Origin of the sequence: Aquimarina discodermiae (genome assembly GCF_040786235.1) — a bacterium.
In the GTDB taxonomy this organism is placed as follows: domain Bacteria; phylum Bacteroidota; class Bacteroidia; order Flavobacteriales; family Flavobacteriaceae; genus Aquimarina.
This window is the reverse complement of sequence record NZ_JBFMKP010000017.1, coordinates 1-26,576: the sequence shown is the minus strand read 5'-3', so window position 1 is coordinate 26,576 and position 26,576 is coordinate 1. Positions and strand designations below refer to the sequence as shown.

Sequence of the window (26,576 nt, the reverse complement as noted above, 5' to 3'; positions counted from 1 at the left end):
CACCGAAATTTAGGAACCGAAATTTTACGCGTGATGCAAAAAAGTACTGTAGTTAAGATTTTATTGATTTTTATACTGATTTTTACCTCTTCGAATTTGTTCGCAAAAGAAACCGAAAAGGAAGGGAAAGGAGATTTGAAGTCAGAGATCAAAGAGTTTATAAACCATCACCTTCAGGACTCACATGATTTTACATTGTTTTCTGATAAAGAAGCAAATTCGCATGTTGGATTTCCGTTACCAGTAATTCTTTGGGATAACGGATTAAAAGTTTTTTCTTCTTCAAAGTTTCATCACGGTGAAACAGTGGCAGAAGTAGATGGTAATTTCTACAAGCTATACCATAGTAAAATTTATAAGACAGATGCAGCGGGTACTATTACATATGATGAAGAGCATCATGCAACCAATGCAAAACCATTAGACTTTTCTATTACAAAAAATGTAGTAAGTATGTTGTTGATTGGTCTTCTTATGTTTTTTATGTTTAGAGGTCTTGCAAAGTCGTACAAAAAGAATAATAGTATTCCTACGGGAGTGGGTCGTTTCTTAGAGCCTTTAGTGTTATTTGTAAGAGATGAAATAGCAATCCCTAATATTGGAGAAAAGAAATATAAAAAGTACATGAGCTTTTTGCTTACCGTGTTCTTTTTTATCTGGTTTTTAAATCTTTTAGGAATGACTCCACTAGGAGTAAATGTTACAGGTAATATTGCTGTGACTTTTGCCTTGGCGTTATTAACTTTTCTGATTACAAACCTTACTGCTAATAAGAACTACTGGGGACATATTTTCTGGATGCCTGGTGTGCCAACTTTTATGAAGGTTGTGTTAGCGCCTATCGAATTATTAGGGGTGTTTATCAAGCCATTTTCATTAATGATACGTTTGTATGCCAACATGACTGCTGGTCACGTGGTATTAATGAGTATTATAGGAATGATTTTCTTATTTAAGAGTTGGATTGGAAGCCCACTATCATTTGGATTAGCATTTGCACTGTCAATACTAGAGTTATTAGTGGCGGCATTACAAGCATATATATTTACGATGTTGTCTGCGCTGTATTTTGGTATGGCAAATGAAGAGGCACATCATTAAGATTTGAAAGTTTAATTTTTAATTATAATAGTTATGACAATTCCAAACATTGTAGGAGCAGGTTTAATCGTTATCGGTGCTGGTTTAGGTATCGGTAGAATCGGTGGTCAAGCGATGGAAGCTATCGCTCGTCAGCCAGAAGCTTCTGGTAAAATTCAAACTGCTATGCTTATTGCAGCAGCACTTATCGAAGGTATTGGATTTGCTGCCTTATTTGCAGCGTAATTTACAAGCAATAGCTATAACGGTTGGTTATAGCTATTGTTCTAATTTTAAAATTAAACATTAAAAAACATAACATAATTAATCATGGAGAAGTTAATTAATGATTTTTCGTTCGGTCTGTTTTTCTGGCAAATTTTAATTTTTGTAGGATTACTATTATTACTTAGAAAATTTGCATGGAAACCTATTTTGGATGCGGTTAATAATCGCGAAGAAGGTATTAAAAATGCATTAGAGTCTGCAGAAGAGGCAAAGAAAGAGATGCAAAACCTTCAGGCAGATAACGAGCGTATCTTAAATGAGGCAAGAGCAGAACGCGATGGGATGCTTAAGGAGGCTAGACAGCTTAAAGAGAATATGATTGCAGATGCAAAGACAGAAGCGCAAACAGAAGCTGATAAGATAGTTGCTCAGGCACAGGCTACAATTGCTAGTGAGAAGAAAGCAGCAATTGCAGACTTAAAAAATCAAGTAGCAGGATTATCTGTAGAGATAGCAGAAAAAATGCTTAAGAAAGAATTATCTGGCAATGACAAACAATTAGAATTGGTTGAGTCAATGCTAGAAGATGTTACTTTAAACTAAAAATTAGATGAGTAGAGCAGCAATACGTTATGCAAAAGCAGTTTTGAGCTTAGCTCAGGATAAAAACGCTACACAAGATGTTCAGGCAGATATGCAAGACATCATCAAAACTGTTGATGGTAGTGCAGAGCTTAGAATGGTACTAAATAGCCCATTAATTAAAAATGAGGTTAAGCTAGCTTCTTTAAAAGAAGTCTTTAAAAGTTCTGGTGAGGTAACACAAAAGCTTTTTGATGTGTTGATAGAAAACAAAAGAGTAGATTTGTTGGCAGATGTTGCAAAGCAATATATTGTTTTGTTTGATCAACTAAACAACATTCAAGCAGCAAAAGTGACAACTGCAGTGCCTTTAAATGAAGCATTGACCAAGGTAGTATTGGCAAAAGTAAAAGAGTTAACAGGTAATGATGCAACTCTAGAGAATGTGGTCGATGAGAGTATTATCGGTGGATTTATATTAAGAGTAGGTGATTTACAGTATAACGCTAGCATTGCAAATAAGCTTACAACTTTAAAAAGAGAATTAAGCAATTAATAAAGTAATTGCACTTTAAAATATTAATTTAATAATAATAGGATAAGTGTTTTGCTTATTCTTTTAAACTATTATAAAATGGCAGAAGTGAATCCTGCTGAAGTATCAGCAATATTAAAACAACAGTTATCTGGATTTGAAGCGTCGGCTTCATTAGAGGAAGTAGGTACCGTACTACAAGTAGGTGATGGTATCGCTCGTGTATACGGATTGTCTAATGCTCAATACGGAGAGTTAGTGCAGTTCGAATCTGGGTTAGAAGGTATCGTACTTAACCTTGAAGAAGATAATGTTGGGGTAGTACTTTTAGGTTCTTCAACAGAAATTAAAGAAGGAGCAACGGTAAAGCGTACACAGCGTATTGCATCTATCAACGTTGGTGAGGGTATCGTAGGTCGTGTTGTTGACACACTAGGTAACCCAATCGATGGTAAAGGAGCAATAGAAGGTGAAACTTTCGAAATGCCATTAGAACGTAAAGCTCCAGGTGTAGTTTTTCGTCAGCCAGTAAACGAGCCACTTCAAACAGGTATCAAATCTATCGATGCGATGGTACCAATCGGAAGAGGACAACGTGAATTGGTAATTGGTGACCGTCAAACTGGAAAAACAACAGTTTGTATCGATACCATTCTTAATCAAAAAGAATTTTATGATGCTGGAGAGCCAGTATACTGTATTTATGTTGCTATCGGGCAAAAAGCATCTACAGTTGCAGGTATCGCAAAAGTATTAGAAGATAAAGGTGCTTTAGCATATACTACAATTGTAGCGGCTAATGCTTCTGATCCTGCTCCTATGCAGGTATATGCTCCATTTGCAGGTGCTGCGATCGGAGAATATTTTAGAGATACAGGTCGTCCTGCTTTAATCATTTATGATGATTTATCTAAACAAGCAGTGGCATACCGTGAGGTATCTTTATTATTACGTCGTCCACCAGGTCGTGAGGCGTATCCTGGAGACGTTTTCTATCTTCACTCTAGATTATTAGAGCGTTCTGCAAAAGTAATTGCAGATGATACGATTGCAAAAGATATGAATGACCTTCCTGATTCTTTAAAGTCTAAGGTAAAAGGAGGCGGATCATTAACAGCACTTCCTATTATTGAAACACAAGCAGGTGATGTATCTGCATATATCCCAACCAACGTAATTTCGATTACAGATGGTCAGATATTCTTAACTTCAGACTTATTTAACTCTGGTGTTCGTCCTGCAATTAACGTAGGTATTTCTGTATCACGTGTAGGTGGATCGGCACAGATTAAGTCAATGAAAAAGGTAGCAGGTACCTTAAAACTTGATCAGGCTCAGTTCCGTGAATTAGAAGCGTTTGCTAAATTTGGTTCTGACCTTGATGCAGCTACTTTAAATGTAATTGAAAAAGGAAAGAGAAACGTAGAGATCTTAAAACAAGCTCAAAACGATCCTTATACAGTAGAAGATCAGATTGCAATTATCTATGCAGGTTCTAAGAATTTATTAAGAGATGTTCCTGTAAATAAGGTAAAAGAATTTGAAGGAGATTTTATAGAATATCTTAATGCTAAGCATAGAGATACACTAGATACATTAAAAGCAGGAAAACTTACAGACGAGGTGATCGATGTATTGACTTCTGCTTCGAAAGAGATTTCGGCAAAATATAATTAATTCAGAATTCAAAATTCAGAATTGATTTATGGCTTACAAAAAAAGAAATAATGTAATTGTAGATAAAAGCTTTTATTTCGGTTGCGATATAGTAAATTTTTGTAAAACCTTAAAGCAGAAACATGAATATGAAATCGCTGGTCAACTTATAAGAAGTGGTACTAGTATAGGCGCTAATGTTAGAGAATCGCAAAGAGGAGTTAGCGTTAAAGATTTTAAGAATAAATTGAGTATTGCACTGAAGGAAGCAGATGAAACGTTATTTTGGCTTGACCTTATAGAGGAAACAACAATGGAGATTCCAAATAAGTTAAGTGAAAAATGCGAAGAGCTAATAAAACTTTTGGTGAGTATAATTAAAAATTCATAATTCTGAATTCAGAATTCATAATTATAAGAAATGGCAAACTTAAAAGAATTACGTAGTAGAATAACCTCTGTATCTTCAACGATGCAAATTACCAGTGCTATGAAAATGGTATCTGCAGCAAAGTTGAATAAGGCACAGATGGCTATTACAGCAATGCGTCCTTATGCAGATAAATTAACAGAGTTATTGCAAAGTCTAAGTGCTTCTCTAGAAGGAGATAGCGCGAGTACTTATGCAGAACAACGTGACATAAATAAGGTATTGGTGGTTGCAATTGCTTCTAACCGTGGTTTGGCTGGGGCTTTTAATACCAATATCATTAAGGGTGCAAGAGAATTGTATGAGAACGTATATGCAGGTAAACAAGTAGACTTTGTTACTATTGGTAAGAAAGTAAATGATGTGGTGTCAAAAACGCATACAGTGATAGCGAATAAGAGCGAAGTTTTTGATGATCTTACTTTTGCTAACGTTGCTGTAATTGCAGAGGAGTTGATGCAGTTGTTTACCGACGGTTCTTATGATAAGATTGTTGTAGTATATAATAAGTTTAAGAATGCTGCTACGCAAGTGGTGACTACAGAGCAGTTTTTGCCAATAGTTCCTGTAGCTAATGAAACTGCTAGTGCAAACTTAGATTATATCTTCGAACCTTCTAAAGAGGAAATTGTAGAGGAGTTAATCCCAAAGTCACTTAAGACGCAGTTGTATAAAGCCATTAGAGACTCATTTGCTTCAGAACATGGAGCACGTATGACAGCAATGCATAAAGCGACCGATAATGCTACAGAGCTTAGAGATGCGCTTAAATTATCTTATAACAAAGCAAGACAAGCTTCTATTACCAATGAGATCTTAGAGATCGTTGGTGGAGCAGAAGCATTGAATAACTAGAGATAGTTATTTTATAATATAAACCCTCATAAGAGTTTTCTTATGAGGTTTTTTTGTTGCTACTGTTATGCTTGAAAAACAATTGGTTTCATATAAGGAACCATATAGGTTTATGTCAGGCTATTTTTCTATATCAAAAAAACAAAACCAATATAGTATCTTTGGTATCAATTTTGTTTTTAATACGTTTAAACAATGAAAATGATATATTTAAAAAGACTAGGTGCTGCGCTAAGTGTGGTAGCACTTTTTGCGATATTTACACAGTGTGCTTCTGCTCAAAATAAAGAAGGTAATCTCCCAAAAGAACAAGTAATGGATAAAGAAGCTCCAATAACCACAGATAATGTGTACTACCTGATGCGTTATGAAGGCGGAACCAAATCAAAAGGATTTACGGTGTATATACCCGTAGATAAAAAACCAGATGTAGAATTAGAATATATCTATTTTAAAGGAAAAAAAGTTGCTTTACAATATGATGATAAGAATACAATGTATGTTGCCGAGCATGTTTTTTCAGATAAACCTGATTTGATAATGAGCGATGATCCTAAAGAAGAGTTTAAAAACCAATTACCTGCAGTAAAAGAAAAAATTCCTTTCGAAATTAAAGAAAATGAAGGTGTGGTTGGATACACAAAAAGTGGAAAAAAAGGGCATTTCAAAATTGTAGACATACCTAATAAAACAAGGTAATTCTGACAAACGTGGTATAGGTCATAAAAAAATGTATTTTTATAGCTTTAAGCAATAGATCAATTGAGCATTTTTCAGAAACTTTTTAAGCAAACTTTTATTTATGGACTAGCGACTGTACTGCCACGTATGTTGTCTTTTTTATTGGTTCCTTTATATACGAATCTTTTACCAACAGATGAGTACGGTAAAGTGTCTATCATATTTTCGTATTTTGTTCTTTTTAATGTGATATTGGCTTATGGGATGGAGACCGCCTTTTTTAGATTTTATAATAAAGAGTCTAATAAAGATATGGTAGTAAGTACCTCGACGATTTCTTTGCTATTATCATCAGTGGTCTTTTTTATTGCAGCATTACTATGCAGAGATCAAATAGCAGCATTAATAGATATTCGAGTAGATTATATTGTACTAGTTATTTGGATATTACTGTTGGATGCGTTAGTAATTATTCCTTTTGCATGGCTACGAGCAAATGAACGGCCCATTCGATACTCCATTATTAAAATTAGTAATGTTGCTATTAATTTAGGGCTAAATGTTTTTCTATTGGTGTATCTGGTAAAACTTACAGACACCATTACTATTCTAGATATTCTTTATATCGATGATTTCGAGATCAATTATATTTTTATTTCGAATCTGGTAGCCAGTGGATTTACTTTGTTATTGCTTGTACCATTTTACACAAAAATTACATATCGTTTTGACAAAGAACTATGGAAAAAAATGATGAAGTATGCTTTTCCTGTTCTTATTGCGGGAGTTGCTTATTCGATTAACGAAACTTTTGATAGGATTTTATTAAGCCACTTGTTACCAGAAGATGTAGCAGAACATATGGTAGGTGTATACTCGGCTTGTTATAAAATAGCGTTATTTATGACACTTTTTGCAACTGGATTTAGATTGGGGATAGAGCCGTTTTTTTTCAACTATTCTAATAATAAAAATGCTCCCGAAACCTATGCAAGAATTACAAAGTACTTTGTGGCTTTTGGTACGTTTATTTTGTTGGCGGTAATTGTCCTTGTACATCCTTTAAAACAATTAATTATACGAGATGAATCCTATTGGGTGGCTATAAAGATTGTGCCAATGATACTACTAGCTAATCTTTGTCTAGGGATTTATCATAATTTGTCGGTTTGGTATAAGATTACCGATAGAACCAGGTTTGGAGCGTATATTTCTGTCGTAGGGGCTATAATTACCTTGATTTTAAACTTTTTATTAATCCCAAAGTATACCTATTTGGGATCTGCTATAGCAACTTTGGGAGCCTATGGGTCCATGATGATCCTATCTTGGTATTTTGGGCGTAAATACTATCCAATACCTTACGACTTAAAAAAAATAGGAGCATATCTAGTGGTGTCTATCATTTTTTCTGTCTTGTCATTTTACGTTTTTGAGAGTAATTATATGATTTCGATCCCATTGTTATGTGGGTTTTTAGTAATTTTGTACGCTTTCGAAAGAAAAGAATTAAAACAAATTTTAAAAAAATAAATACTCTTTATCACAGCGTATATGGATATTAAAATAATTAACCGATCATCTCATGAGTTGCCAAATTATGAAACAGTTGCATCGGCAGGGATGGATTTGAGAGCTAATATTGAGTCGCCGATAACTCTAAAACCTTTGGAACGTGCCATTGTGAAAACAGGGTTGTTTATAGAATTACCTGTTGGGTATGAAGCGCAAGTGAGACCACGTAGTGGATTAGCAGCAAAAAAAGGAGTTACTGTACTTAATGCTCCAGGAACGATAGATGCAGATTACAGAGGTGAAATAGGGGTGATATTAGTAAATCTTTCTAATGAAGACTTTGTGGTAGAAAATGGAGAAAGAGTAGCGCAATTGGTCATCGCAAAACATGAACGAGCAACGTGGATTGAGGTTAAAGAGCTTTCTGAAACTTCAAGAGGAGAAGGAGGATTTGGAAGTACAGGAGTAAAATAATTTGATACACCAATTCGGTTATATGTGAATTGGGTTTATAGGGAAAACAACAAACAACAATCAAACAAAAAACACATGAAAATTATTGTACCAATGGCAGGAAGGGGTTCAAGATTAAGGCCTCATACACTTACTGTTCCAAAACCATTAATTCCTGTAGCAGGAAAACCAATTGTACACCGACTAGTATCTGATATTGCCAAGGTTTTAGGAGAACCCATCGAAGAGATAGCTTTTGTACTAGGAGATCCGGCCTTTTTTGGGGATGATGTAGTGGCGAGTTTAACAGAGCTTGCAGAAGGTTTAGGAGCCAAAGCTTCTATATACAGACAAGACCAGCCGTTGGGTACCGGTCATGCTATTATGTGTGCCAAAGAATCACTTTCTGGACCTGCAGTAATAGCCTATGCAGATACACTGATACGAGCAGATTTCAATTTGGATAAAGAAGCAGATTCGGTCATTTGGGTAAAGCAGGTTGATCAACCAGAGGCCTATGGAGTTGTAAAATTAAATGAGAAAAAAGAAATAGTCGAGTTGGTAGAGAAACCAAAGGAGTTTGTATCTGATCTGGCAGTAATAGGGATATACTATTTTAAGGATGTAGCCGTTCTTAAAAATGAACTTCAATATGTCCTGGATAATAATATTATACATGGAGGCGAATACCAAATTAATGATGGTATCAAGAGGATGATGAGTAACGGAAAAGTGTTTGTAACAGGGCAAGTAGAAGAGTGGATGGATTGCGGAAATAAAAATGTTACTGTAGAAACCAACACAAGAATGCTTGGTTTTTTAAGAAATGATGGAGAACATTTGATTAGCGATTCTATAACACAAGAAAATTCTACGGTAATAGAGCCTTGTTACCTGGGAGAAGGTGTAGTGCTTAAGAATGCAACCGTTGGACCAAATGTATCTATCGGAAATGGAAGCGTAGTAGAAAACACCACCATTAAAAATAGCTTAGTACAGACGAAAACTATCATAAAAAATGCTAACTTAGACAACGCTATGATAGGAAACAATGCCGTGTATGATGGAAACTTTACTACAATAAGCATTGGAGACTATTCGGTTTTAGAATAATTTATGAATTGTTTTTGGAAACATATCTATGTATTTTGTCTGTTTTTAGGAATGGGACAGAGTCTTGTGATTGCTCAGGAAATTGAACCTAAACAAGAGGTAAATATTGATGACCTGGGGGATGTTTCTGATAAGTTTCAGGAGTTTTTTTTTGAAGCTCTAAAACAAAAGGCAATTACTAATTATGACAAAGCAATAGTGGCTCTTAATAAGTGCGTTGAAATCGATCCACAAGCTAATTTTTTATATTCAGAATTGGCAAAAAACTATCTGGAACTTAAACTTTATCAACAGGCAGAAGATAACTTTAAAAAGGTTTTAACCAATAACCCAAACGATAGATACGTACTCGAACTATTGTTTGAATGTTATTTTAAACAGAATAAGTTAGATGAGTCTATTGAGGTAGTAGAAAAATTGGTGATTTTTAATCCAATGTTCAAAGAACAACTGGCCAATTTGTACTATCATCAAAAACGATATGATGAAGCATTAACAGCTCTGGACGAATTGGATAATGAATTTGGGGCGGATGCGTATAGGAATCGTTTACGCAAAACGATTTCGGCAAAAATCATCAATCCAAACAATCAAATTAAGAGCCTAGAGGATAAAATAAAAAAACATCCTAAAGTAGAACAGCATTATCTTAACCTGATTTATCATTATAGTAAGGATAACAGAAAACAAAAGGCCTATCAAACAGCTCAGGCGCTCTTGAAAGAAAAGCCAAAATCAGAATTGGTTCATATGGCTTTGTATAAGTTTTATCTTGATGATAATAAAATAGATGAAGCGATCAGCTCAATGAAAATTACCCTTAAGAGTAGAAAAATAGATGCCGAATCCAAATATAAAGTAATTACTGATTTCTTAAACTTTACAGAGAAAAATCCTCAGTTCGAAGAAAGACTAAAAGAAATTGTGAGTCTATTATCGAGCGAGCAAAATAATGTAAAGGTATTTACAGAGCTAGGACATTATTATTACAAAAAAAACTATAAAGAACAGGCTCTTAATTATTATGAACGAGGAATACAAAGCAATGTAAACGATTTTACTCTTCTAAAAAAAATATTGCTTTTGCAAATAGATTTAAAACGATTTGATAAGGCAGAGGCAGGTAGTGAACTGGCATTAGAGCTATACCCTGCACAACCAATTTTTTATTGGGTAAATGGTTTTTCACTAATTCATCTTGAGAAAGCTCAACAAGCCATAGAAATTCTAACAATTGGGATAGACTATGTTATAGATGATATAAAAATGGAATCAGATTTTTACAAACAGATAAGCCAAGCCTATCAGCAGTTAGGAGATACAGAGAATGCCTCTAAGTATCAGCAAAAAGTAGAACAACTTCAGAAAAAATCATAAGTGGTGAATAAAGTACTTTATTTTGTATGTTTTTTGAGCATAATGCTTACATCATGTAAAGGAACCAAAACAATAAGCGAGTCTAGGGTAAAAAAACTTAATGCAGAGAAAGTAATCTCTCATCATTATGATCAGTCATTTAAGTTCAAAACTATTAATGCGCGCATCAAAGTAAAATATGATGATGGTAAACAATCTTTCAGTCCTAGTGCATCTCTAAGAATCGAAAAAGACAAGACCATATGGGTAAGTGTAAAAATGTTGGGTATTACCTTGGCTAAGGCGTTAATAACTCCGCAAAAAGTGAGTTATTATGAAAAAATAGATAACACTTATTTTGAAGGCGATTTTAAGCTATTAAGTGATTGGTTGGGTACCGAGTTAGATTTTGAAAAAGTACAACAAATGTTATTAGGACAATCCCTTTTTGACCTAAGAAAAGATAAGTACAGGTCGGCTGTTGTAGAAAAAAAGTATCAATTAGAACCAAAAACACAATTAGAATTATTTAGTAGATTGTTTTTTATACACCCCGATAGTTATAAAATGGCTTCGCAACGATTGATGCAACCCAAAGAAAAGAAAGGGATTGTGATTGATTATCAAAGCTATCAAAAAGTAGAAAATCAGGACTTCCCTAAAGAAATACGTATCGAAGCGCATGAGGAAGAAGAAAAAACTGTACTACAAATCGATTATAAAGCAGTGGATTATAATCCAAGAGTAAGTTTTCCGTTTAAAATACCATCAGGATATAAGCAAGTTACTATTCAATGAGATGTACACAGATCATATATTTTATAGCTTTTTTATGGGTAAGTATACCTTCTTTTTCTCAGAGTGCTAAGCAACAGCAATTAGAAGAAGAGCGACAACGTCTTCGGCAAGAGATCGAGCAAATGAAGCAATTGCGAGCCGATAATAAACTTAAAGAACGTTCTGTGTTGGATGAAGTAGAGACTCTTAGTTCGCAGATTAATACAAGGCAAAATCTTATAAAGGTAACCAATCAACAAGCTAATTTATTAACTCGGGAGATCAATACTAATTTTAAGAAGATTGATGCTTATCGCAAAGAACTTTCTTTATTAAAAGAAGACTACGCAAAAATGATTTCCAAATCGTATAAAAGTAAATCACATCAAAGTAAAATTATGTTTTTGCTTTCTTCTTCAGATTTTGCGCAGGCCTATAAGCGCCTTCAATATATGAAACAGTATAACGAGCATCGTAAAGAGCAAGCTATAAAAATAGAAGGGAGTACAAAAGAACTTCAGGTACTTAATACAAAGCTTAGTGGACAAAAAGAGGATAAGCAGAAGTTAATCGATGAAAACCGAGAGGCGCAAGAAAACCTCAAAAAAGAAAAAAAAGAACAACAGGTGTTGATGGCTTCGATTCGAAAGAAACGAGGAGTGTATACCAAACAGATTAAGAAAAAGGAACAACAAGCAAGTGCTATCGATAAAGCGATAGAAAAATTGATTCGTGAGGCAATTGCCAAAGCAAATAAAAAAGCTGGTAAAAAAGTAACCAAAAAAGGATCTGCTACCACTTTTGCTTTAACAGCAGAAGCAAAAAAATTAGCAGATAATTTTACATCAAATAAAGGACGATTGCCTTGGCCTGTTGGTACGGGTAAGGTGACCAAAAAATTTGGAAGGCAACCCCATCCAACCTTACCTAATATCCAAATTAATAGTAGTGGAGTAGAAATAGAAACCCGAGTAGGTGAACGGGCAAGGGCAATTTTTGAGGGAGAAGTAATTGCGATTCAAAAATTAAAAGGCGCGAGTCGTTTGGTACAAATACGACATGGTAATTATATTACTACCTACTATAATATCGAGAATATATCTGTCAAAGAAGGCGAGAAAGTAGGGACTAAGCAGGCAATAGGAGAGGTACGAACCAATCCTACTACAGGAAGAGCGGTTATGAAATTCTTGATTTACCAGAATGCCAAAAGACTTAATCCGCAAAGCTGGATCTATAAAATGTAGTGAGGGTAGTTTAGACTCTTATTTTAGAAAGCTATGTTTTTGTAAAAATAAAACTGTGTTAATAATTTTAAATGAAGTGCTTAGGAACTAATGTTTGATGTTAGTTTGCTATGATTTTTATAATAAAAGCCTTTTGTAAGTTTCTTTATAATGATAAAAATTATTAATGCATTATGCTAAAATATAACGGTAAGCTTATACCTACCGTTATATAAAAATTTAAATACTGTTCCTCGCTCATTAGTCGTGAGGGTAATTATCTTCTATCTAGTACATAAACTCGAATAGATGATATGTGCATCTTTTTTCCATTTGGTCAAATATGATGCCGTTGGATCATCTACTTGAATACAGCTGAAATTGGGGTTATCCTGACCTTGTAACTCTGACCGTACTAACCTTTCATTAGTTCCATTCTTTATATTTAAGTACATAAGTCTGTTATTACTACATTTTAAATAGCGTAGATTATTGTTCTTTGCCAAATACAATGTAGTTATTTTGTTGTTATGACAATACAGCCCTTGTAACGCTGTATTTTTACTAACATTAAGTAGTGCCAATTGATTACGGTCACAATGAATATTTCTTAAAGCAGTATTTTTGGTTACGTCTAGAGTAGTTAGATTGTTTGCAGAACAAGAAAATAATCCTAACGCTGTATTTTTGCTTACATCTATGGTGTTTAATGGATTGTAAGAAGAAATTAAGTAAGTCAAATTAGTATTTTTAGTTAGATTAATTGTAGAAATATTGTTTCTAGAAAAATTAAGGTGTCTAAGCCTGAGAAATCTACTTACATCTAGGGCAGTTATCTTGTTATTCTGACAGTACAAGTTCGTTAGTTCTGTATTTCTACCAACATTAAGAAAAGATAGTCTATTGTAACTACAATCTAAAAATTTTAAGGATAGATTTTCACTTAGATTCAAAGAGGCTATATTATTTCCTTTACAGGATATGCTGGTTAATTTGGTATTATTACTTACATTAGGAGAAGATATTCTGTTATAATCAAAATTTAGATCTTTTAAATCCAAATTTTTACTTACATCCAAGGTAGTTACATTATTGCTTTGAAATGATAGTTTAGTTAATTTTGTATTCTCACATACATGTAAAGTCCTGAGCTGGTTGCCATCACAAATAAGAGTGTGTATGTTTGTAAAATATTCGATTCCGGATAGATTAGAGATTCCTTTATACGATAAGTAAAGACTAGTTACATTTTTGGCTTCTTCTAAAGAAATTTCATTATCTCCATTCAGATCTATTTTGGTAAAACTCTCTAGTAGTGCTTTTTTAAAATATGGATCAGGGAATACAATATTATCACCATCAATTGTTGCGCTTGATTTTTGTACTATTTCTACATTTTTTGTTTCAAATTCGCTTTCGAAAGTTTCATCTTCATGTGAGCATGAGATGATCATAACGCTTATACAAAGAGTAATAAAAATTCTTAGGTTTTTCATGAATTTTGATTTTGTGTGATTGTTTATATTTATTTAATTTTTACCATAAATGGTATGGGAACAAATATAAATTGGGCATAAGATCATGAACACCCGGAAAACAGTGAATTTGAAATACGGATAAAAGGGTATTTTAATCTGAAATAAAGAAAAGCAATAGCAAAACAAGGCTATTGCATTTTCTTTTTAAACAAATTCAAAGTAGGAAGTATCAATAATAATGTGATAAAAGGAACCAAACCATGAGGTAACCTATATAATACTCCGTACAAGTTTTGATGAATAGATTGCCAGGGGAAATCAATATAGAAATTGGCAACAATTCTGGCAAATGCGGTTAGTAATCCCCAGATAATAGCATACCACAATGCAAATTTTGAGACTTTAGGAATAAAAATAAGAACAGCTATTATAAAATCTAAAATGCCCGCGATGTATAGAAATGATATGGCGGTAGTTTCAGAACATCCAAAAATATGAATAACCATATCGATGAATTTTCCGGGTACTGGATAAAACCCGAAGGCATATAACCCGTGAGAGACAAAGGTAACTGCAATAAGAACTTTTAAAGTAGTTACTATAGTTTTGTAAGTTGCTTTTTTCTTAAAACTATAGAGTAAAACAAAAGGAAGTCCAAACTGAATGCTATGCTCAAAAAATTGAGCGATATGATAGAACTTTTCTTTGGTCATTAATAACGAAAGGATAATTAAGCTAAGTCCTCCCAAGAATATAGGGTATTGTACCCATTTTCTGTTTTTTTGATGTATAAATAGGGTGGCAATTGCTGCAATAAGATATATAAAACCATTTATTCGAATACTACTTTGTATATACCAATCTGTGCGTTCGCTGGTTACGTATTCATACCATGTGGTATTAAAAAGCCCCTCTACGATGGTTTGTAGTAATGCTTCATCCCAGAAAAAAGATCGATAAGGAGCATCCCAAAAAAGATGTTGCCACGCACGACCAATAAATATTAGACAGACAGATATTTTTAGCAAGATTTTTAGATGTGATCGTTTCATAGAGATAAAGATCAGGTTCTCTTGTTAAGAAAATGAAAATTAAAAGATAAGTCTATAATATCCTTGGGTTAAGAAGATTAAATGTTGATTAAAAAAAAATGTTGCCATTATTTTAACATAACATGATAGTAGATTTGTGGTAGGATGTCTTTGAAATAATTGTAACAAACACATATTAATCAAACCTACCTCTAATGAAAAAACTTATTGTATTGATTGTAATCCTAACGGGGTTACATGCGTATTCTTCAAATGACAAATATCGTCTTACCTTAAGAGGAAATCCGTCAACCTCTATGGTAGTAGGGTGGAATCAAATTTCTGGTAGTAACCCTACCGTTTATTACGGAACTACCGATTTTGGAACTAACTATGCAAGTTATCCCAATTCAAAAACACCAGATCGTACCGTTTCTTATAAGGGAATGACCAATACCTTTGCAAGATTAACAGGTTTACAACCTGACACTGCGTATTATTTTGTGATTAGGGATAGCCAAGGAACAAGTCAACGTTTTTGGTTTAAAACTGCACCTGCCGATAATAGTCGTTTGTCTTTTATTGCAGGCGGAGACTCTAGAAACAATCGTACACCAAGACAAAATGCAAATCGTCTGGTAGCCAAGTTAAAACCTCATGCTATTTTATTTGGAGGCGATATGACCAATGGCGACTCTAGTAGAGAGTGGCAAAATTGGTTTAACGATTGGCAGCTAACGATTGCTTCTGATAACAGAATGTTTCCTATAGTAGCTGCTCGAGGAAACCATGAGGATAGTAATAATAGTATTTACAATTTATTTGATACTCCTTCTTCGAGTGTTTACTATGCATTGACTTTTGGAAATAATCTAATTAGAGCCTATACCTTAAATAGTGAAATATCTATTTCTGGAAGCCAAACAAACTGGCTGCAAAGTGATTTGAATGCAAATAGTGGAGTTATCTGGAAAATGGCACAATATCATAAGCCTATGAGACCTCACGTTTCTTCAAAATCCGAAGGAAATAGTGAATATAGTAACTGGGCTCAATTATTTTATGATAAAGGTGTTAAGTTTGTTATGGAATGTGATTCTCATACTGTAAAAACTACATGGCCCGTGCGCCCTTCTACTGGATCTGGCAGTGATGAAGGATTTGTTAGAGACGATCAAAACGGAACGGTATATGCAGGAGAAGGATGCTGGGGAGCACCGTTACGAAGTAATAATGATAGTAAGAACTGGACTCGTAACTCTGGTAGATTTAATCAGTTTAAGTGGATTTTTATAGATGAAAATAAAATTGAAATAAGGACCATAAGAGTTGATAATGCATCCCAAGTAAGTTCGGTATCTAATAATAATGTTTTTCAAATCCCTTCTGGTATAGATATCTGGAACCCTTCTAACGGAAGTGTGGTTACGATTAACAATACCAATGTTGTAGATAATCAAGCTCCGACTATTCCAGCAAATTTAGTGGCATCCAATCCAACAGCTAGTACAGTTTCTCTAAACTGGAATGCTTCTTCTGATAATATTGGGGTAACTGGTTATGATATTTATCGGGTAAATACCAATAGTATTGTTGCAAGTGTAACAGGAACCTCATATACAGCAACTGGTTTAAGTCCTAATACATCTTATTCTTTTAGAGTAAGAGCAAAGGATGCTGCCGGAAACACTTCGGGATATGGTAATACTGCTTCTGCAACTACATTAGATGGTTCTGCCCAGTTATATACTTTGGGTATTACTACTGTTGGTACAAGTAATGCTACACACTCTACAAGAAGAGCAATGCCTTATACTATTAACGAAAATGGTACTTTACAAAGTCTTGCTGTGCATATTGAAGGAGGTTCTGGAAGTGTGCAATTGGGAGTATATGCAGATAATAATGGGGTGCCTGGTAACAGATTAGGTCAAACACCGATCACCGCTATAAGATCTACAAGAGGTTGGCAAACAATTTCTTTGCAAAGCCCGGTGACTGTTGCAAATGGAGCCCAAGTATGGTTAGCATGGATATTTTCTAATAATCCTGGTATTGCTTATGTAAGTGGTAGTCCAGGTAGATATCAAGCCACTGGATCCAGTTGGTCAAGTAGTGGTAACAATATGCCATCAAGTTATGGTTCAGGTTCACAAAGCAATTATAGGTATTCTATTTATGCTAATTATACAAGATCCACAACTTCTACAACATATACCCTAACCACCAATACTACAGGGCAAGGTTCTGTAAGTGGTGGAGGTATTTATAATAGTGGTAGTACCGCTACGGTTACGGCATCTCCAGCATCGGGTTGGAAATTTGATAGTTGGAGCGGATCACTTTCTGGAACAAACAGTCCAAATACTATTGTCATGAACGCTAATAAGAGTGTTACTGCTAATTTTAGTGAGATAACAGGAGGACAAACAGGAAGAGTAGAAGTAGCCATTACCAGCGGGAGTGACGATGTTGAAGAAAGTCAAAATGGTGCTATCTACTCCAATAGTAGTGATCTTGAAATGGTATATGATAGTTATAATAGTAATGGGTATCAAACAATAGGATTGCGTTTTAGATCGGTTACAATACCCAAAAATGCAACGATCACAAATGCCTATATCCAGTTTAATGCAGATGAAAGTAACAGTGCAAGTGCATCTTTGGAGATATCATTACATAACGATTCAAATTCGCCAGCGTTTTCTGGTACTAATAATGTGTCCAGTAGAACTACTTTTTCTAATAAAGTTATCTGGAGCCCTGGGGCCTGGTCTAGCAACCAAAACGGTAGTGCACAGCGTACACCAGATCTTAAAGCAATGGTGCAAAGTTTGGTGAATCTGGGTAGCTGGTCATCGGGAAACAATGCTGGATTTATAATTAGAGGAACAGGAAATAGTTTGACAAGTACTTCTGCAAAAAGGGTGGCAGATTCTTATGAAGGAGGAGCGAGTAAAGCTGCTAAGTTGATTGTAGAATATGTAACATCGTCCAGTAAGTCCGAAAGAATTTCAACTATCAAAAACCAGCAATTGGTAGTATTTCCAAATCCTTTTACAAGAGATGTAACAATCGATACCTCGTGGCTTAGAGAAGGAGAAGGTTATACAGTGGTAATGTATAATGTTAATGGAACGGTCGTGTTTAGTAAAAATATAGTTGCCATAAAAGATAAGGTATTAACAATACACCCTGAAGTTAAACATTCTGGGATCTATTTCTTATCCATCAATGATCAAAATGATAACTCTTTGTATACGCAAAGGTTGATTAGAAAGTAAATAATTTTAAGTGTTGATTCTATCAAAAAACCATGAATTCTGATTGTTGAGAATTCATGGTTTTTTTATCTACCAATGCTACGGGATATATTCTGCATAGGTCTTACTCTTATTGCAAAACAATATTGAGCTTTTAAATACATAATTAATTAAAACAATCGTTTCAATTAAAAAATATCCAATAGTATAATGTTTTTAGTAGGTTGATTATAAGTGTTATATAAACAATGCTTTTAATTCTGTAGCTTCACTGGGTTTCATTTTTCCGGCCAGGACTAAGCTTAATTGCTTGCGTCTTAGTGCAGCATCATATCGTTGCTTTTCTTCTTCTGTTTCTGGTACGATAGGAGGAATCGATACAGGAATTCCACTTTCATTTACCGCAACAAAGGTGTATATGGCTTCATTTGCTTTGCTTCTATCACCACTTTGTCGATCTTCTACCCAAACATCAATAACAACCTCCATAGAGGTCTTAAAAGCTCTAGAAACCTTTGCTTCGACCGTTACAACACTTCCTAAAGGAATAGCTCTGTTAAAAGCTACGTGATTTACCGATGCGGTTACAACAATTCTTCTAGAATGTCTGCCTGCAGATATACTTGCTGCTCGATCCATTCTGGCGAGTAATTCTCCTCCAAAAAGATTGTTTAGTGGGTTTGTTTCGCTTGGTAAAACAAGGTCGGTAAGAATAGCAACCGATGCAGAAGGTGATTTAGCTTCCATACAATTCAAATTTTGGCAAAGATAGGATATACTATAAAAATACAATGATGACTATTTGTTTTTAAGTCTTAGTGTATGATTATGGTAACGAATGATGGAGTTATTTGAAAATTTAAATAGAAAACAGCTACTTTGTTCTTTATTTATCAACAAAGTAGCTGAGTTTTTCTTCACTTATATCAAAGATATAAGTTGTCTTTTAAGAATTGGTTTAAACTTTTTTCAATGTGAGAAGTTGATTGTTTTACTTATCAGTTGGTATTCTTTCATCGATGTATTGAAGTGGCATATCTCCTGATAAATCAAACATGTCCAAAATATCTTTGATCGTCTCTTCTTCTTCAAGTTGTTCTTCTACAAACCACATTAAGAAGTTTTCAGAACCAAAGTCATTCACCGCTCTACATTTTGCAACAATTTTATAGATAGACTGTGTGATAGCTATTTCATGTTGTAGTGCAGTTTCATAAATTTCTCTTAAAGAAGAAAACTCATGTGTGATATCAGAAACATTAGGAGAATATGCTGATCCTCCAGTATCATTGATGAATTTAAAAATTTTCATCATATGTTCTCTTTCTTCTTCTGCTTGTTTATAAAAAAAAGTTGCGCTATTTACTAATGTTCTTTGATCACACCAAGATGCCATTGCCAAATATAAGGATGACGCCTTTTGTTCCTTTTCAATTTGCTGATTAAGCATATCCATTACCTCCAGATTAATGCTTATTTCTTGTCTTGTTAGATTTTCCATGCCCGGGTATTTTTAATAAAAATATGGAAAATCTCACGTTAAAACCTGATCGGTCCTCAATTTATACTAAGTCTAATTCTATGGCAGTTGTTAGGAGGTAAGTACAGCGTTTAGTTCTAACATAGCAAAGGTACCTTTCATAAGATCTATAAAGTCCAAAACCATTAGTGTATCCAGCAGGATCATATGCTGTTTATCGCATAAAGATAATAGTACTGTGTCGTTATGATTTAACAATTGATCTAGGTACTCATAAGAAGACATTTGCTTGGCTTTATATCGTAAACTAAGCAACTGACAAAAGGAAACCTTAACGGTTTTGTGTCCAAAATCAATGTAAAAACAACGTTCTACAGAGGATTGATAGGAGGTGTAATATTTTGAAGAAAAAACTAATTCCATAATTAAGGGCACGAAAATACCTTTTATTTAGATTTAATCAAAATAAAATACTTATAAATTTTGTAGGTTACCAATAGGTTCTATGCAGATAATATCTTGACACTATTGAATATACGTTGCATGTACTGTTGCGGACTACATTTCTACTTTAATATCGTTCCTTGAATCATAATAGCCGATTCGATGGATTCTTCTTTAAGATGAAGAAACTTTTTGCGTTCTTCATCTAATTTAAAGTTGTCAAAATCTTCTTGAGTATCAAATTCAACTAAATGAATTTCGTAAGGAACTTCGATGTTATTTTCGATAATAGAAGTTTTATTAGGTCTAACCCGTAAAGTTAGACGCCCATTGTATTTAAGAATAGTGGGAATTGCTATTTCTTCGAATTCATGAAATACTTCTTCCTTTCCATCCTTTATATAGATTAATTGTGTTATGTGAATCATTGCTTATCAGACTTTTAGTAAGTAGTCGATTTAATCACCTTTCTATTTCTGAAAAAAGATCTCCAAAACATTTTATATTCTTTTTGAAGATTTAGAACTTAAGTCATGTTTAATAACTAACTTCATTTCCGTTTTTTTTGCTTGTAGTTAACAAAACTGAAAAGAATACAATACAAATACTATAAAAAATACTTTAGGATGAAGTAGGTTTAATTACGAATCAATAGCCAGGCAGAACCATTTTGTTCATTTTTGATTTTTGCCAATGCTTGTCTTGCCTCTAATCGGTCTTGATAGTTCTCATAAGCAACTTGATGAAGCCCATATTTATTCACTCCAATAACATGTGCATTGGTAAATCCAGCGGCCTTTAGCTTTTGTACTTTTTTATTTGCGTTATCGGCAATTCTATAAGCTCCTGCTACAATAAAAAACTTTCCTTCTTCAAGGGTTGTTTGGGTGTTACTAGTTATGTCCTCCTCTTTGGTAAGTGTAAGGTCAATAGCAGGAAGTGGATTAGAAATTTCGAAAGTAGCTTCCTGAATTTTACTTTCGATCTCTTCATTCGCCTTTTTTAATTCGCTATTGTTATAAGAAATGGTATTGTTACTTACTTTTTGAAGTCCTAAATATCCAAACATTCCAAAAACAATAGCGGCTGCAGCTGCATATTGTAAATAAGGCTTAGCGTTACGTTTTTCTGGTGTAAATGTAAGTGGAGTAGACTCCTCAAGTGCTTCGACTTCTTCCTTAAGAACTTCTCTTGTAATCACAGGAGAAGAAAAAGAACTTAAGCCAAACGCTTCTGTAAGATAATTTTCGTCTTGTAAAGGCTCAAACTGAAGTGTATTTTCTACCGAAGTATAAAAAATGCCGATCTTATCTAATTCAATACGTTGCCCAGAAGATATTTTCTCATTAAGAGATAATACATAACGTTGTATTTTGGCCAAAGCGTCTGTGTACGAAATATTTTCTGCAGAAGCAATGTAATTTGCCAAAAGACCGTCGTTATTCTGAAGCTGTTTGTTAAAAGAAATTAACTTTTTAGGAGGGTAAAATGTAGCGCTACTTTCTTGGATGGTAGCTGGTTGACGCCTTGTTAAAAATGCTCCAAATCCCGGTAGTATTACACATTCATAACGATATAATAATTCACATATATATTTGGCGGTATTGTTCATTTTTCCCCTTTATAATTATTTGGTTAGTTACCTGTAAAATAGTGTTTTAACTAAAAATATTGGTAATTAACAGATGATTTGTTTGGATAATCAAAGGTATGAAAAAATCCAAGGGTTTTTTAAACTTGACTTTTGATTTTATTAACAGTTTCTATTTTTTTTGTTTCTTGCACTGACTTACAAATTATTACATGACGATCAAAAATTTTTTGGCACTATTAGCACTTAAAAAAGTAGTGCACCTGGGGGACAGTTCTATTAAAAAACTAATAGGAGTTGTTGGAAGTGCAGAAGCTGTCTTAAACGAAAAAAAGAGTAATCTATTAAAAATTGATGGGATTGGTGCAGCAAAAGTGAAGGATATTCATAATCCAGAACATTTCAAAGCAGCAGAAAAAGAACTGTTATTTATAGAGCAAAACAATATCAAATATGATGTATTTGATGAAAAAGGATATCCAGAAAAATTAAAACATTGCTTGGATAGTCCGGTAGTACTATTTAGTAAAGGAAATATAGATCTTAGAAATAAGAAGATAATCAGTATTGTAGGGACTCGACAAATTACAAGTTATGGACAACGATTTTGTCAGGAACTCATAGAAACCCTAGCTCCTTTAGACCCTGTAATTGTTTCTGGTTTTGCCTATGGCGTTGATATTACCGCACATTTGGGTGCGATCAAGCATAATTTACAAACGATTGGTTGCCTAGCGCATGGTTTTGATCAGATATACCCCAAAGTACACAAAAAATATGTTGCACAAGTAGAAGAAAACGGAGGTTTTTTTACAGATTTCTGGAGTACCGATACTTTTGATCGTAAAAATTTTCTGGGACGTAACAGAATTATTGCGGGACTTAGTGAAGCCACTGTAGTGATCGAAAGTGCAGGTAAAGGAGGTTCTTTGGTTACAGCAGATATTGCCAATTCTTATAACAGAGATGTTTTTGCAGTCCCTGGTCGTGCAGATGATCCCCTTAGTGAAGGTTGCAATATGCTTATTAAAACACAGCAGGCACACATGCTTACCAATGCATCGGATCTGATTTATATGCTAAATTGGAGTCTTGATGAAGAAAAAAAGAAAAAACCAGTACAAAAGAAGTTATTTGTAGAGTTGGACGAGCAAGAAAAGAAGATCTATACTTTTTTAAATAAAAACGGAAAAGAATTGTTGGATGTTATTGCTCTGCAATGCCAAATACCTACTTATAAAGTAGCTGCAGTTTTGCTTACTATGGAGCTAAAAGGAGTGATTAAACCTTTACCGGGCAAATTGTTTGAGGCAGTATAGAATTTAACATACTATCTTTAAACGGTTAAGTGTAATTTTTGTTAGGGGATTATAAACTTATTAGTACTTCTTGATTGAAGTATTTGTAAACAGTACAGGGTTGAGGAACTAAAAGCTAGTTCTAAATTTTTTTTGAATAACTAGTTCTAATTTAGCAAATTATCATCTAAAATTATGGGCCTATATTATCATCCTCTAAACTCCAATTCAGATAATTATGTGATTAGAAGTTTAGAGAATTTTTTAAAACTTAGACCCTTCAATTTCAACAAAATATGCCTCTAGTCGGTTATGGGGGTAAATTTTTCGATCGCTACAGATCCTACCGAAGCACCCTTACTCTTAATAATTACTTTTTGTTGAGTTGTTTTGTTAGTTCCTTTCAACCTTAGAGTATAAATTGCCTCTATGGTAGCTTGTTGCGGGGTAAGAGTCATAACAGCTCTTGCTATATTTTTAGGAGGAATATTTATGTTTAGTCCTTTGGATATGGTAATCGTTTTAGTCTTAGATTCTTCTTCTCCAAAAGTAAAGGTATTCTCAAAGGTAGTGGTAATGGTTTGCTCAACACTAGCACTCAAAGGACCAAGTTCTACCCCAACGTTAGAAGTTGTACTTATTTCAAGTCCGAAAAGCGTAGAATTACTAAACGATCTTGTAAAGGTCTCTTCGTAAGCTGTTTCTAAGGTAAGATTGACCTGCTGTTCTAAATCCGAACCGTTTTGTGCAACACTATCTATTAGTATAGGTTCTCCATCTTTGGTTACCCGGCTGATATATTCTATGTTGGTTACTTCTAGATTATTCTGTATAATTTGAAGGCTAGAGATGACATCATTAAATCCAAAAATACTCAAGTTAGGATAGTCTCCAGGCTCCAAAGTAAGAGAAGGACCTTGCTGAAATTGATCTCTAAACAAAGTCACTGTGACTCCTTTTGGGACCTTCACTGATGAAAAGATATCATGTCGTAAAAAAGGGGAATCAAAGTTGGTAACCTGTCCCGTTCCTGCTAAATTCTGCTGAAATTTTGTAAAATTATTTCCTTCATAGAATTCGATTATCGGAAATATTGTTTTATCATGATTAAATACCTTAATAGCATCGATTCTATCATTTTGCTTACCAAAGTGTGGGTATTCACCCTCGAAAAGAATAAAGGATCCGTCTCTGAATCCTTGCGTAATGAAGAATTCGGCATAAGTTCCAGGTTCTACTTTTGCAGAGCTTAGTTTATCAATACCTATAGAAGGAATACTATCTGTGCCGTGAATAATAGGACGAATAGTGGGGTTTGGGTTGAGTGTGGGATACTCTCCCGTCTCAAGATTATCATTTTTGCCTTTGAACTGTGCCTGATCATAAATTGTAATAGCCATATTTATTTAGTGTTTAATGGTATAGGAAGAAAATAGACTGTTGTAGTTGTTTTATCTGATCCTTACTGTTATGATGGTTTACTACTAGGAATAGCGACACGTGGCTTATTTGTAAACAACAATACATAAAAAAGAGAATCAATAGAATATTTTTTTACCAATACGTTGTTAAAAAATGTTTTTGTTGATGCAAAGATCTCAAGAATATAGCGGTAGGACCTATATCAAACCCGTCAAATGATTATATATTCCCGACAAAAAAACATAACAGTACCAATGTTCTGGTAAATATCCGACATGCATAGAAATATGGGTTTTCATGATCAATTGGCCAAATAAATAATGAAAAGTGTTTTTAAGCCCTTGGATTTGCATCTGTTAAAGTGATTAGACGAGTTCACTAACTAATACTTGTAAACATCGTCCTGTCGTAAAATTTATTGGATTTGTCGTTTTTGTAATAGTAAAGACAGGAGAAGCAAAATACCTTTGAAAAATAAATAATCTAAAATTACTAAACATGAAAAATAAATACTCATACAGCATTATGCTTTGCTTAATCCTTTGTATGTGTAGTTGCGCAAGTTACGGGCCAAAAAATAAAGATCTTACAGGTGTATTATCAAATACGCAACAAACAATTACAAATCTAACAGAAAAAATACAAACGACGGGTGATAAAATGCTTATAAAAACAGGTCAAAAATTAGAAAGTAAGTATCGAGAATTGGCACCTGTATTAGAAAGTTGTAATGAAAAATATACACTTACTACAGAATACATGACAACCTTGCAAGAAGCACAAAGAGCATTACAAAGAGTAGACAAAGATTTTAACAGAATATCTGATAAAGCATTTATTTTAGACGCAATTTATCTCGATTACAACGCGAAGTTAACATCTATTAAAAGTAATTCTAAAAGTGATGCTAATTCAAAAATTAAAGTAACTGTAAACTCTAATGAGGGTGAAGGTTTTTTTGTTTTCGGAAAATTATCTTATGAACAAAGTTTAAATATCAAACGATTTCGGTTTAACAAACCGACTCAGAATGCTTCTCAGGATTTTGTACCAGGGTATTATTTATTCTGGTTAGAAAAAGATGAACGTATCGGTGAACCAGAATTACACCTTATTGTTAGTAATGGGGCTGAAGAAGTAAAACAACTAGTATTAAAAACCCCCAAATAAACTCAAAATGTTGGTAAACAAATTAAAAGAGGTCTGGAAAGAAATTACATTGCTTAGCACCTGGATTGCTTCGGTTGCAGGAGCTTTTATCATCCCACTACCTTCTTGGTATGCGTCTGATGATAATACTTCTTTTTTGATGAAGTTTGGAGTCTTTATTGCTACTGCACTAGCAGGTTTTTTGATTTTGTATTCTTTAAAAAATAAAATGATAAGAGTATGGATGCGGTTATCTGTCAATTTTATTTTGATTTTGATCGGAACCTTTATAACATATCATTTTATAAGAGAAGCCAAAACATTACCCTATCTGGAAAAAGATATTGTAATCGGTAATGAATTTGTAGATACCAATCCCTTTGAAGCGTTTAAAGCTTCTAACGGGTTCCTGCCGGCACGAAATGAGCAAATGATGATCTTACTAGGTGATCCTGAGAAGGCTTGGACCAAAGAAAGTATTATGAGTAATAGAATACAACTTATGGGGTTACTATTTTTATGCTATTTGTTTTCTGCAGGTTTTATTATTTCCTTTTGTAATCTGATGATTTTGTATAAGGAAAAGTATACTATAAAGATCGAGAAAAAAAATGTTGAAATACAAGAAAGCGATACAAGGCACTAATGTAAACTCTAGTTTTCTCAGTTCAGAAGCATTTATACCACATATTATTTACTCTTATAGCTGTAAAAGAGGCGTCACTTACTTGTTACAAAGTTCCTTCAACAAAACTTCCCAATCGTGTTGCTTTAAAATATTGACGATTTGTAGCTCACTATTTACTTTTTTAGGCTAAGTTCTAAGATAAATATGTGTTATCTTTGAACTATTAAATTTCAGCTATGATCCCAGAAGATTTTAAAGATTATTTTGTGAATTGCGTTCACACAGAGCAGCAATCGATTATTTCA

General features: G+C 33.9%; 26 protein-coding genes. 18 read left to right on the top strand and 8 right to left on the bottom strand.

Going from position 1 to position 26,576, the window contains the following annotated elements:
* Nucleotides 1-33 precede the first annotated feature (33 nt).
* From atpB to ABW636_RS12215, 14 genes are all read left to right on the top strand, one after another.
* Complete coding sequence (atpB, locus tag ABW636_RS12280; protein ID WP_367590310.1) at nt 34-1,101, top strand: F0F1 ATP synthase subunit A; 1,068 nt, start codon at nt 34-36, stop codon at nt 1,099-1,101.
* 33 nt (nt 1,102-1,134) lie between these two features.
* On the top strand, nt 1,135-1,326 hold the full coding sequence (gene atpE, locus ABW636_RS12275) for an ATP synthase F0 subunit C (protein ID WP_053970734.1): 192 nt from the start codon (nt 1,135-1,137) through the stop codon (nt 1,324-1,326).
* Between the two features lie 84 nt (nt 1,327-1,410).
* Nucleotides 1,411-1,911, top strand: a complete 501-nt coding sequence (locus ABW636_RS12270) for a F0F1 ATP synthase subunit B (RefSeq protein ID WP_367590309.1) — start codon at nt 1,411-1,413, stop codon at nt 1,909-1,911.
* A 7-nt stretch (nt 1,912-1,918) separates the two neighbouring features.
* Nucleotides 1,919-2,446: an ATP synthase F1 subunit delta gene (atpH, locus tag ABW636_RS12265; protein WP_367590308.1), complete on the top strand. Its 528-nt coding sequence runs from the start codon at nt 1,919-1,921 to the stop codon at nt 2,444-2,446.
* 78 nt (nt 2,447-2,524) lie between these two features.
* Nucleotides 2,525-4,102: a F0F1 ATP synthase subunit alpha gene (atpA, locus tag ABW636_RS12260; RefSeq protein ID WP_367590307.1), complete on the top strand. Its 1,578-nt coding sequence runs from the start codon at nt 2,525-2,527 to the stop codon at nt 4,100-4,102.
* Nucleotides 4,103-4,130: 28 nt separating this feature from the next.
* Complete coding sequence (locus ABW636_RS12255; protein ID WP_367590306.1) at nt 4,131-4,472, top strand: four helix bundle protein; 342 nt, start codon at nt 4,131-4,133, stop codon at nt 4,470-4,472.
* Nucleotides 4,473-4,502: 30 nt separating this feature from the next.
* Nucleotides 4,503-5,366, top strand: coding sequence for an ATP synthase F1 subunit gamma (atpG, locus tag ABW636_RS12250; protein ID WP_367590305.1), 864 nt, complete (start codon nt 4,503-4,505; stop codon nt 5,364-5,366).
* 201 nt (nt 5,367-5,567) lie between these two features.
* Nucleotides 5,568-6,065 carry a hypothetical protein gene (locus tag ABW636_RS12245; RefSeq protein WP_367590304.1) on the top strand — a complete coding sequence of 166 codons (498 nt, stop codon included), beginning with the start codon at nt 5,568-5,570 and terminating at the stop codon, nt 6,063-6,065.
* A 63-nt stretch (nt 6,066-6,128) separates the two neighbouring features.
* Entirely contained in the window at nt 6,129-7,580 is a 1,452-nt protein-coding gene (locus ABW636_RS12240; protein ID WP_367590303.1) for an oligosaccharide flippase family protein, read from the top strand.
* 21 nt (nt 7,581-7,601) lie between these two features.
* The gene (gene dut / locus ABW636_RS12235; protein ID WP_367590302.1) at nt 7,602-8,036 is read left to right on the top strand and encodes a dUTP diphosphatase; all 435 of its coding nucleotides are present in this window, start codon (nt 7,602-7,604) and stop codon (nt 8,034-8,036) included.
* Nucleotides 8,037-8,111: 75 nt separating this feature from the next.
* Nucleotides 8,112-9,128: a sugar phosphate nucleotidyltransferase gene (locus ABW636_RS12230; RefSeq protein WP_367590301.1), complete on the top strand. Its 1,017-nt coding sequence runs from the start codon at nt 8,112-8,114 to the stop codon at nt 9,126-9,128.
* 3 nt (nt 9,129-9,131) lie between these two features.
* On the top strand, nt 9,132-10,505 hold the full coding sequence (locus ABW636_RS12225; protein WP_367590300.1) for a tetratricopeptide repeat protein: 1,374 nt from the start codon (nt 9,132-9,134) through the stop codon (nt 10,503-10,505).
* Nucleotides 10,506-10,508: 3 nt separating this feature from the next.
* Nucleotides 10,509-11,282: a lipoprotein insertase outer membrane protein LolB1 gene (gene lolB1, locus ABW636_RS12220; RefSeq protein WP_367590299.1), complete on the top strand. Its 774-nt coding sequence runs from the start codon at nt 10,509-10,511 to the stop codon at nt 11,280-11,282.
* A complete protein-coding gene (locus tag ABW636_RS12215; RefSeq protein ID WP_367590298.1) occupies nt 11,279-12,508 on the top strand; it encodes a murein hydrolase activator EnvC family protein in 1,230 nt (409 codons plus the stop codon). The genes lolB1 and ABW636_RS12215 overlap by 4 nt, the downstream gene beginning before the upstream one ends.
* Nucleotides 12,509-12,771: 263 nt before the next feature.
* On the opposite strand, the gene ABW636_RS12210 is transcribed toward ABW636_RS12215, so the two are convergent.
* Both ABW636_RS12210 and ABW636_RS12205 read right to left on the bottom strand, forming a co-directional pair.
* Entirely contained in the window at nt 12,772-13,983 is a 1,212-nt protein-coding gene (locus ABW636_RS12210; RefSeq protein ID WP_367590297.1) for a leucine-rich repeat domain-containing protein, read from the bottom strand.
* A gap of 170 nt (nt 13,984-14,153) precedes the next feature.
* Nucleotides 14,154-15,017: a DoxX-like family protein gene (locus tag ABW636_RS12205; RefSeq protein ID WP_367590296.1), complete on the bottom strand. Its 864-nt coding sequence runs from the start codon at nt 15,015-15,017 to the stop codon at nt 14,154-14,156.
* 194 nt (nt 15,018-15,211) lie between these two features.
* On the opposite strand from ABW636_RS12205, the gene ABW636_RS12200 reads away from it, so the two are divergent.
* Entirely contained in the window at nt 15,212-18,280 is a 3,069-nt protein-coding gene (locus tag ABW636_RS12200; protein ID WP_367590295.1) for an InlB B-repeat-containing protein, read from the top strand.
* A gap of 216 nt (nt 18,281-18,496) precedes the next feature.
* On the opposite strand, the gene ABW636_RS12195 is transcribed toward ABW636_RS12200, so the two are convergent.
* The 5 genes from ABW636_RS12195 to ABW636_RS12175 form a co-directional block, all read right to left on the bottom strand.
* Nucleotides 18,497-19,006 (bottom strand): acyl-CoA thioesterase, encoded by a 510-nt coding sequence (locus ABW636_RS12195; protein WP_367590294.1) that lies wholly within the window; start codon nt 19,004-19,006, stop codon nt 18,497-18,499.
* 244 nt (nt 19,007-19,250) lie between these two features.
* A complete protein-coding gene (locus ABW636_RS12190; protein WP_367590293.1) occupies nt 19,251-19,760 on the bottom strand; it encodes a ferritin in 510 nt (169 codons plus the stop codon).
* Between the two features lie 90 nt (nt 19,761-19,850).
* Nucleotides 19,851-20,162, bottom strand: a complete 312-nt coding sequence (locus ABW636_RS12185; RefSeq protein WP_367590291.1) for a hypothetical protein — start codon at nt 20,160-20,162, stop codon at nt 19,851-19,853.
* A 143-nt stretch (nt 20,163-20,305) separates the two neighbouring features.
* Nucleotides 20,306-20,611: a hypothetical protein gene (locus tag ABW636_RS12180; protein WP_367590290.1), complete on the bottom strand. Its 306-nt coding sequence runs from the start codon at nt 20,609-20,611 to the stop codon at nt 20,306-20,308.
* Nucleotides 20,612-20,820: 209 nt separating this feature from the next.
* On the bottom strand, nt 20,821-21,795 hold the full coding sequence (locus ABW636_RS12175; RefSeq protein WP_367590289.1) for an HU domain-containing protein: 975 nt from the start codon (nt 21,793-21,795) through the stop codon (nt 20,821-20,823).
* 191 nt (nt 21,796-21,986) lie between these two features.
* Between ABW636_RS12175 and dprA the strand changes: the two genes are divergently transcribed.
* On the top strand, nt 21,987-23,093 hold the full coding sequence (dprA, locus tag ABW636_RS12170; RefSeq protein WP_367590288.1) for a DNA-processing protein DprA: 1,107 nt from the start codon (nt 21,987-21,989) through the stop codon (nt 23,091-23,093).
* Between the two features lie 281 nt (nt 23,094-23,374).
* Here dprA and ABW636_RS12165 read toward each other — a convergent pair whose 3' ends face one another.
* Nucleotides 23,375-24,472: a hypothetical protein gene (locus ABW636_RS12165; RefSeq protein WP_367590287.1), complete on the bottom strand. Its 1,098-nt coding sequence runs from the start codon at nt 24,470-24,472 to the stop codon at nt 23,375-23,377.
* Between the two features lie 520 nt (nt 24,473-24,992).
* Between ABW636_RS12165 and ABW636_RS12160 the strand changes: the two genes are divergently transcribed.
* Both ABW636_RS12160 and ABW636_RS12155 read left to right on the top strand, forming a co-directional pair.
* On the top strand, nt 24,993-25,664 hold the full coding sequence (locus tag ABW636_RS12160; RefSeq protein WP_367590286.1) for a hypothetical protein: 672 nt from the start codon (nt 24,993-24,995) through the stop codon (nt 25,662-25,664).
* A 7-nt stretch (nt 25,665-25,671) separates the two neighbouring features.
* A complete protein-coding gene (locus tag ABW636_RS12155) occupies nt 25,672-26,289 on the top strand; it encodes a hypothetical protein (protein ID WP_367590285.1) in 618 nt (205 codons plus the stop codon).
* Nucleotides 26,290-26,576 lie beyond the last annotated feature (287 nt).

Coding starts and splice junctions, on each gene's coding strand:
- ABW636_RS12245 (WP_367590304.1), top strand. CDS start 5,568: ATGATATATTTAAAAAGACTAGGTGCTGCGCTAAGTGTGGTAGCACTT.
- ABW636_RS12180 (WP_367590290.1), bottom strand. CDS start 20,611: ATGATTCACATAACACAATTAATCTATATAAAGGATGGAAAGGAAGAA.
- ABW636_RS12160 (WP_367590286.1), top strand. CDS start 24,993: ATGAAAAATAAATACTCATACAGCATTATGCTTTGCTTAATCCTTTGT.
- ABW636_RS12205 (WP_367590296.1), bottom strand. CDS start 15,017: ATGAAACGATCACATCTAAAAATCTTGCTAAAAATATCTGTCTGTCTA.
- ABW636_RS12175 (WP_367590289.1), bottom strand. CDS start 21,795: ATGAACAATACCGCCAAATATATATGTGAATTATTATATCGTTATGAA.
- ABW636_RS12225 (WP_367590300.1), top strand. CDS start 9,132: ATGAATTGTTTTTGGAAACATATCTATGTATTTTGTCTGTTTTTAGGA.
- atpG (WP_367590305.1), top strand. CDS start 4,503: ATGGCAAACTTAAAAGAATTACGTAGTAGAATAACCTCTGTATCTTCA.
- dprA (WP_367590288.1), top strand. CDS start 21,987: ATGACGATCAAAAATTTTTTGGCACTATTAGCACTTAAAAAAGTAGTG.
- ABW636_RS12210 (WP_367590297.1), bottom strand. CDS start 13,983: ATGAAAAACCTAAGAATTTTTATTACTCTTTGTATAAGCGTTATGATC.
- atpA (WP_367590307.1), top strand. CDS start 2,525: ATGGCAGAAGTGAATCCTGCTGAAGTATCAGCAATATTAAAACAACAG.
- dut (WP_367590302.1), top strand. CDS start 7,602: ATGGATATTAAAATAATTAACCGATCATCTCATGAGTTGCCAAATTAT.
- ABW636_RS12155 (WP_367590285.1), top strand. CDS start 25,672: ATGTTGGTAAACAAATTAAAAGAGGTCTGGAAAGAAATTACATTGCTT.
- atpE (WP_053970734.1), top strand. CDS start 1,135: ATGACAATTCCAAACATTGTAGGAGCAGGTTTAATCGTTATCGGTGCT.
- ABW636_RS12215 (WP_367590298.1), top strand. CDS start 11,279: ATGAGATGTACACAGATCATATATTTTATAGCTTTTTTATGGGTAAGT.
- atpH (WP_367590308.1), top strand. CDS start 1,919: ATGAGTAGAGCAGCAATACGTTATGCAAAAGCAGTTTTGAGCTTAGCT.
- ABW636_RS12165 (WP_367590287.1), bottom strand. CDS start 24,472: ATGGCTATTACAATTTATGATCAGGCACAGTTCAAAGGCAAAAATGAT.
- ABW636_RS12190 (WP_367590293.1), bottom strand. CDS start 19,760: ATGGAAAATCTAACAAGACAAGAAATAAGCATTAATCTGGAGGTAATG.
- ABW636_RS12195 (WP_367590294.1), bottom strand. CDS start 19,006: ATGGAAGCTAAATCACCTTCTGCATCGGTTGCTATTCTTACCGACCTT.
- ABW636_RS12185 (WP_367590291.1), bottom strand. CDS start 20,162: ATGGAATTAGTTTTTTCTTCAAAATATTACACCTCCTATCAATCCTCT.
- ABW636_RS12270 (WP_367590309.1), top strand. CDS start 1,411: ATGGAGAAGTTAATTAATGATTTTTCGTTCGGTCTGTTTTTCTGGCAA.
- ABW636_RS12255 (WP_367590306.1), top strand. CDS start 4,131: ATGGCTTACAAAAAAAGAAATAATGTAATTGTAGATAAAAGCTTTTAT.
- ABW636_RS12230 (WP_367590301.1), top strand. CDS start 8,112: ATGAAAATTATTGTACCAATGGCAGGAAGGGGTTCAAGATTAAGGCCT.
- atpB (WP_367590310.1), top strand. CDS start 34: ATGCAAAAAAGTACTGTAGTTAAGATTTTATTGATTTTTATACTGATT.
- ABW636_RS12200 (WP_367590295.1), top strand. CDS start 15,212: ATGAAAAAACTTATTGTATTGATTGTAATCCTAACGGGGTTACATGCG.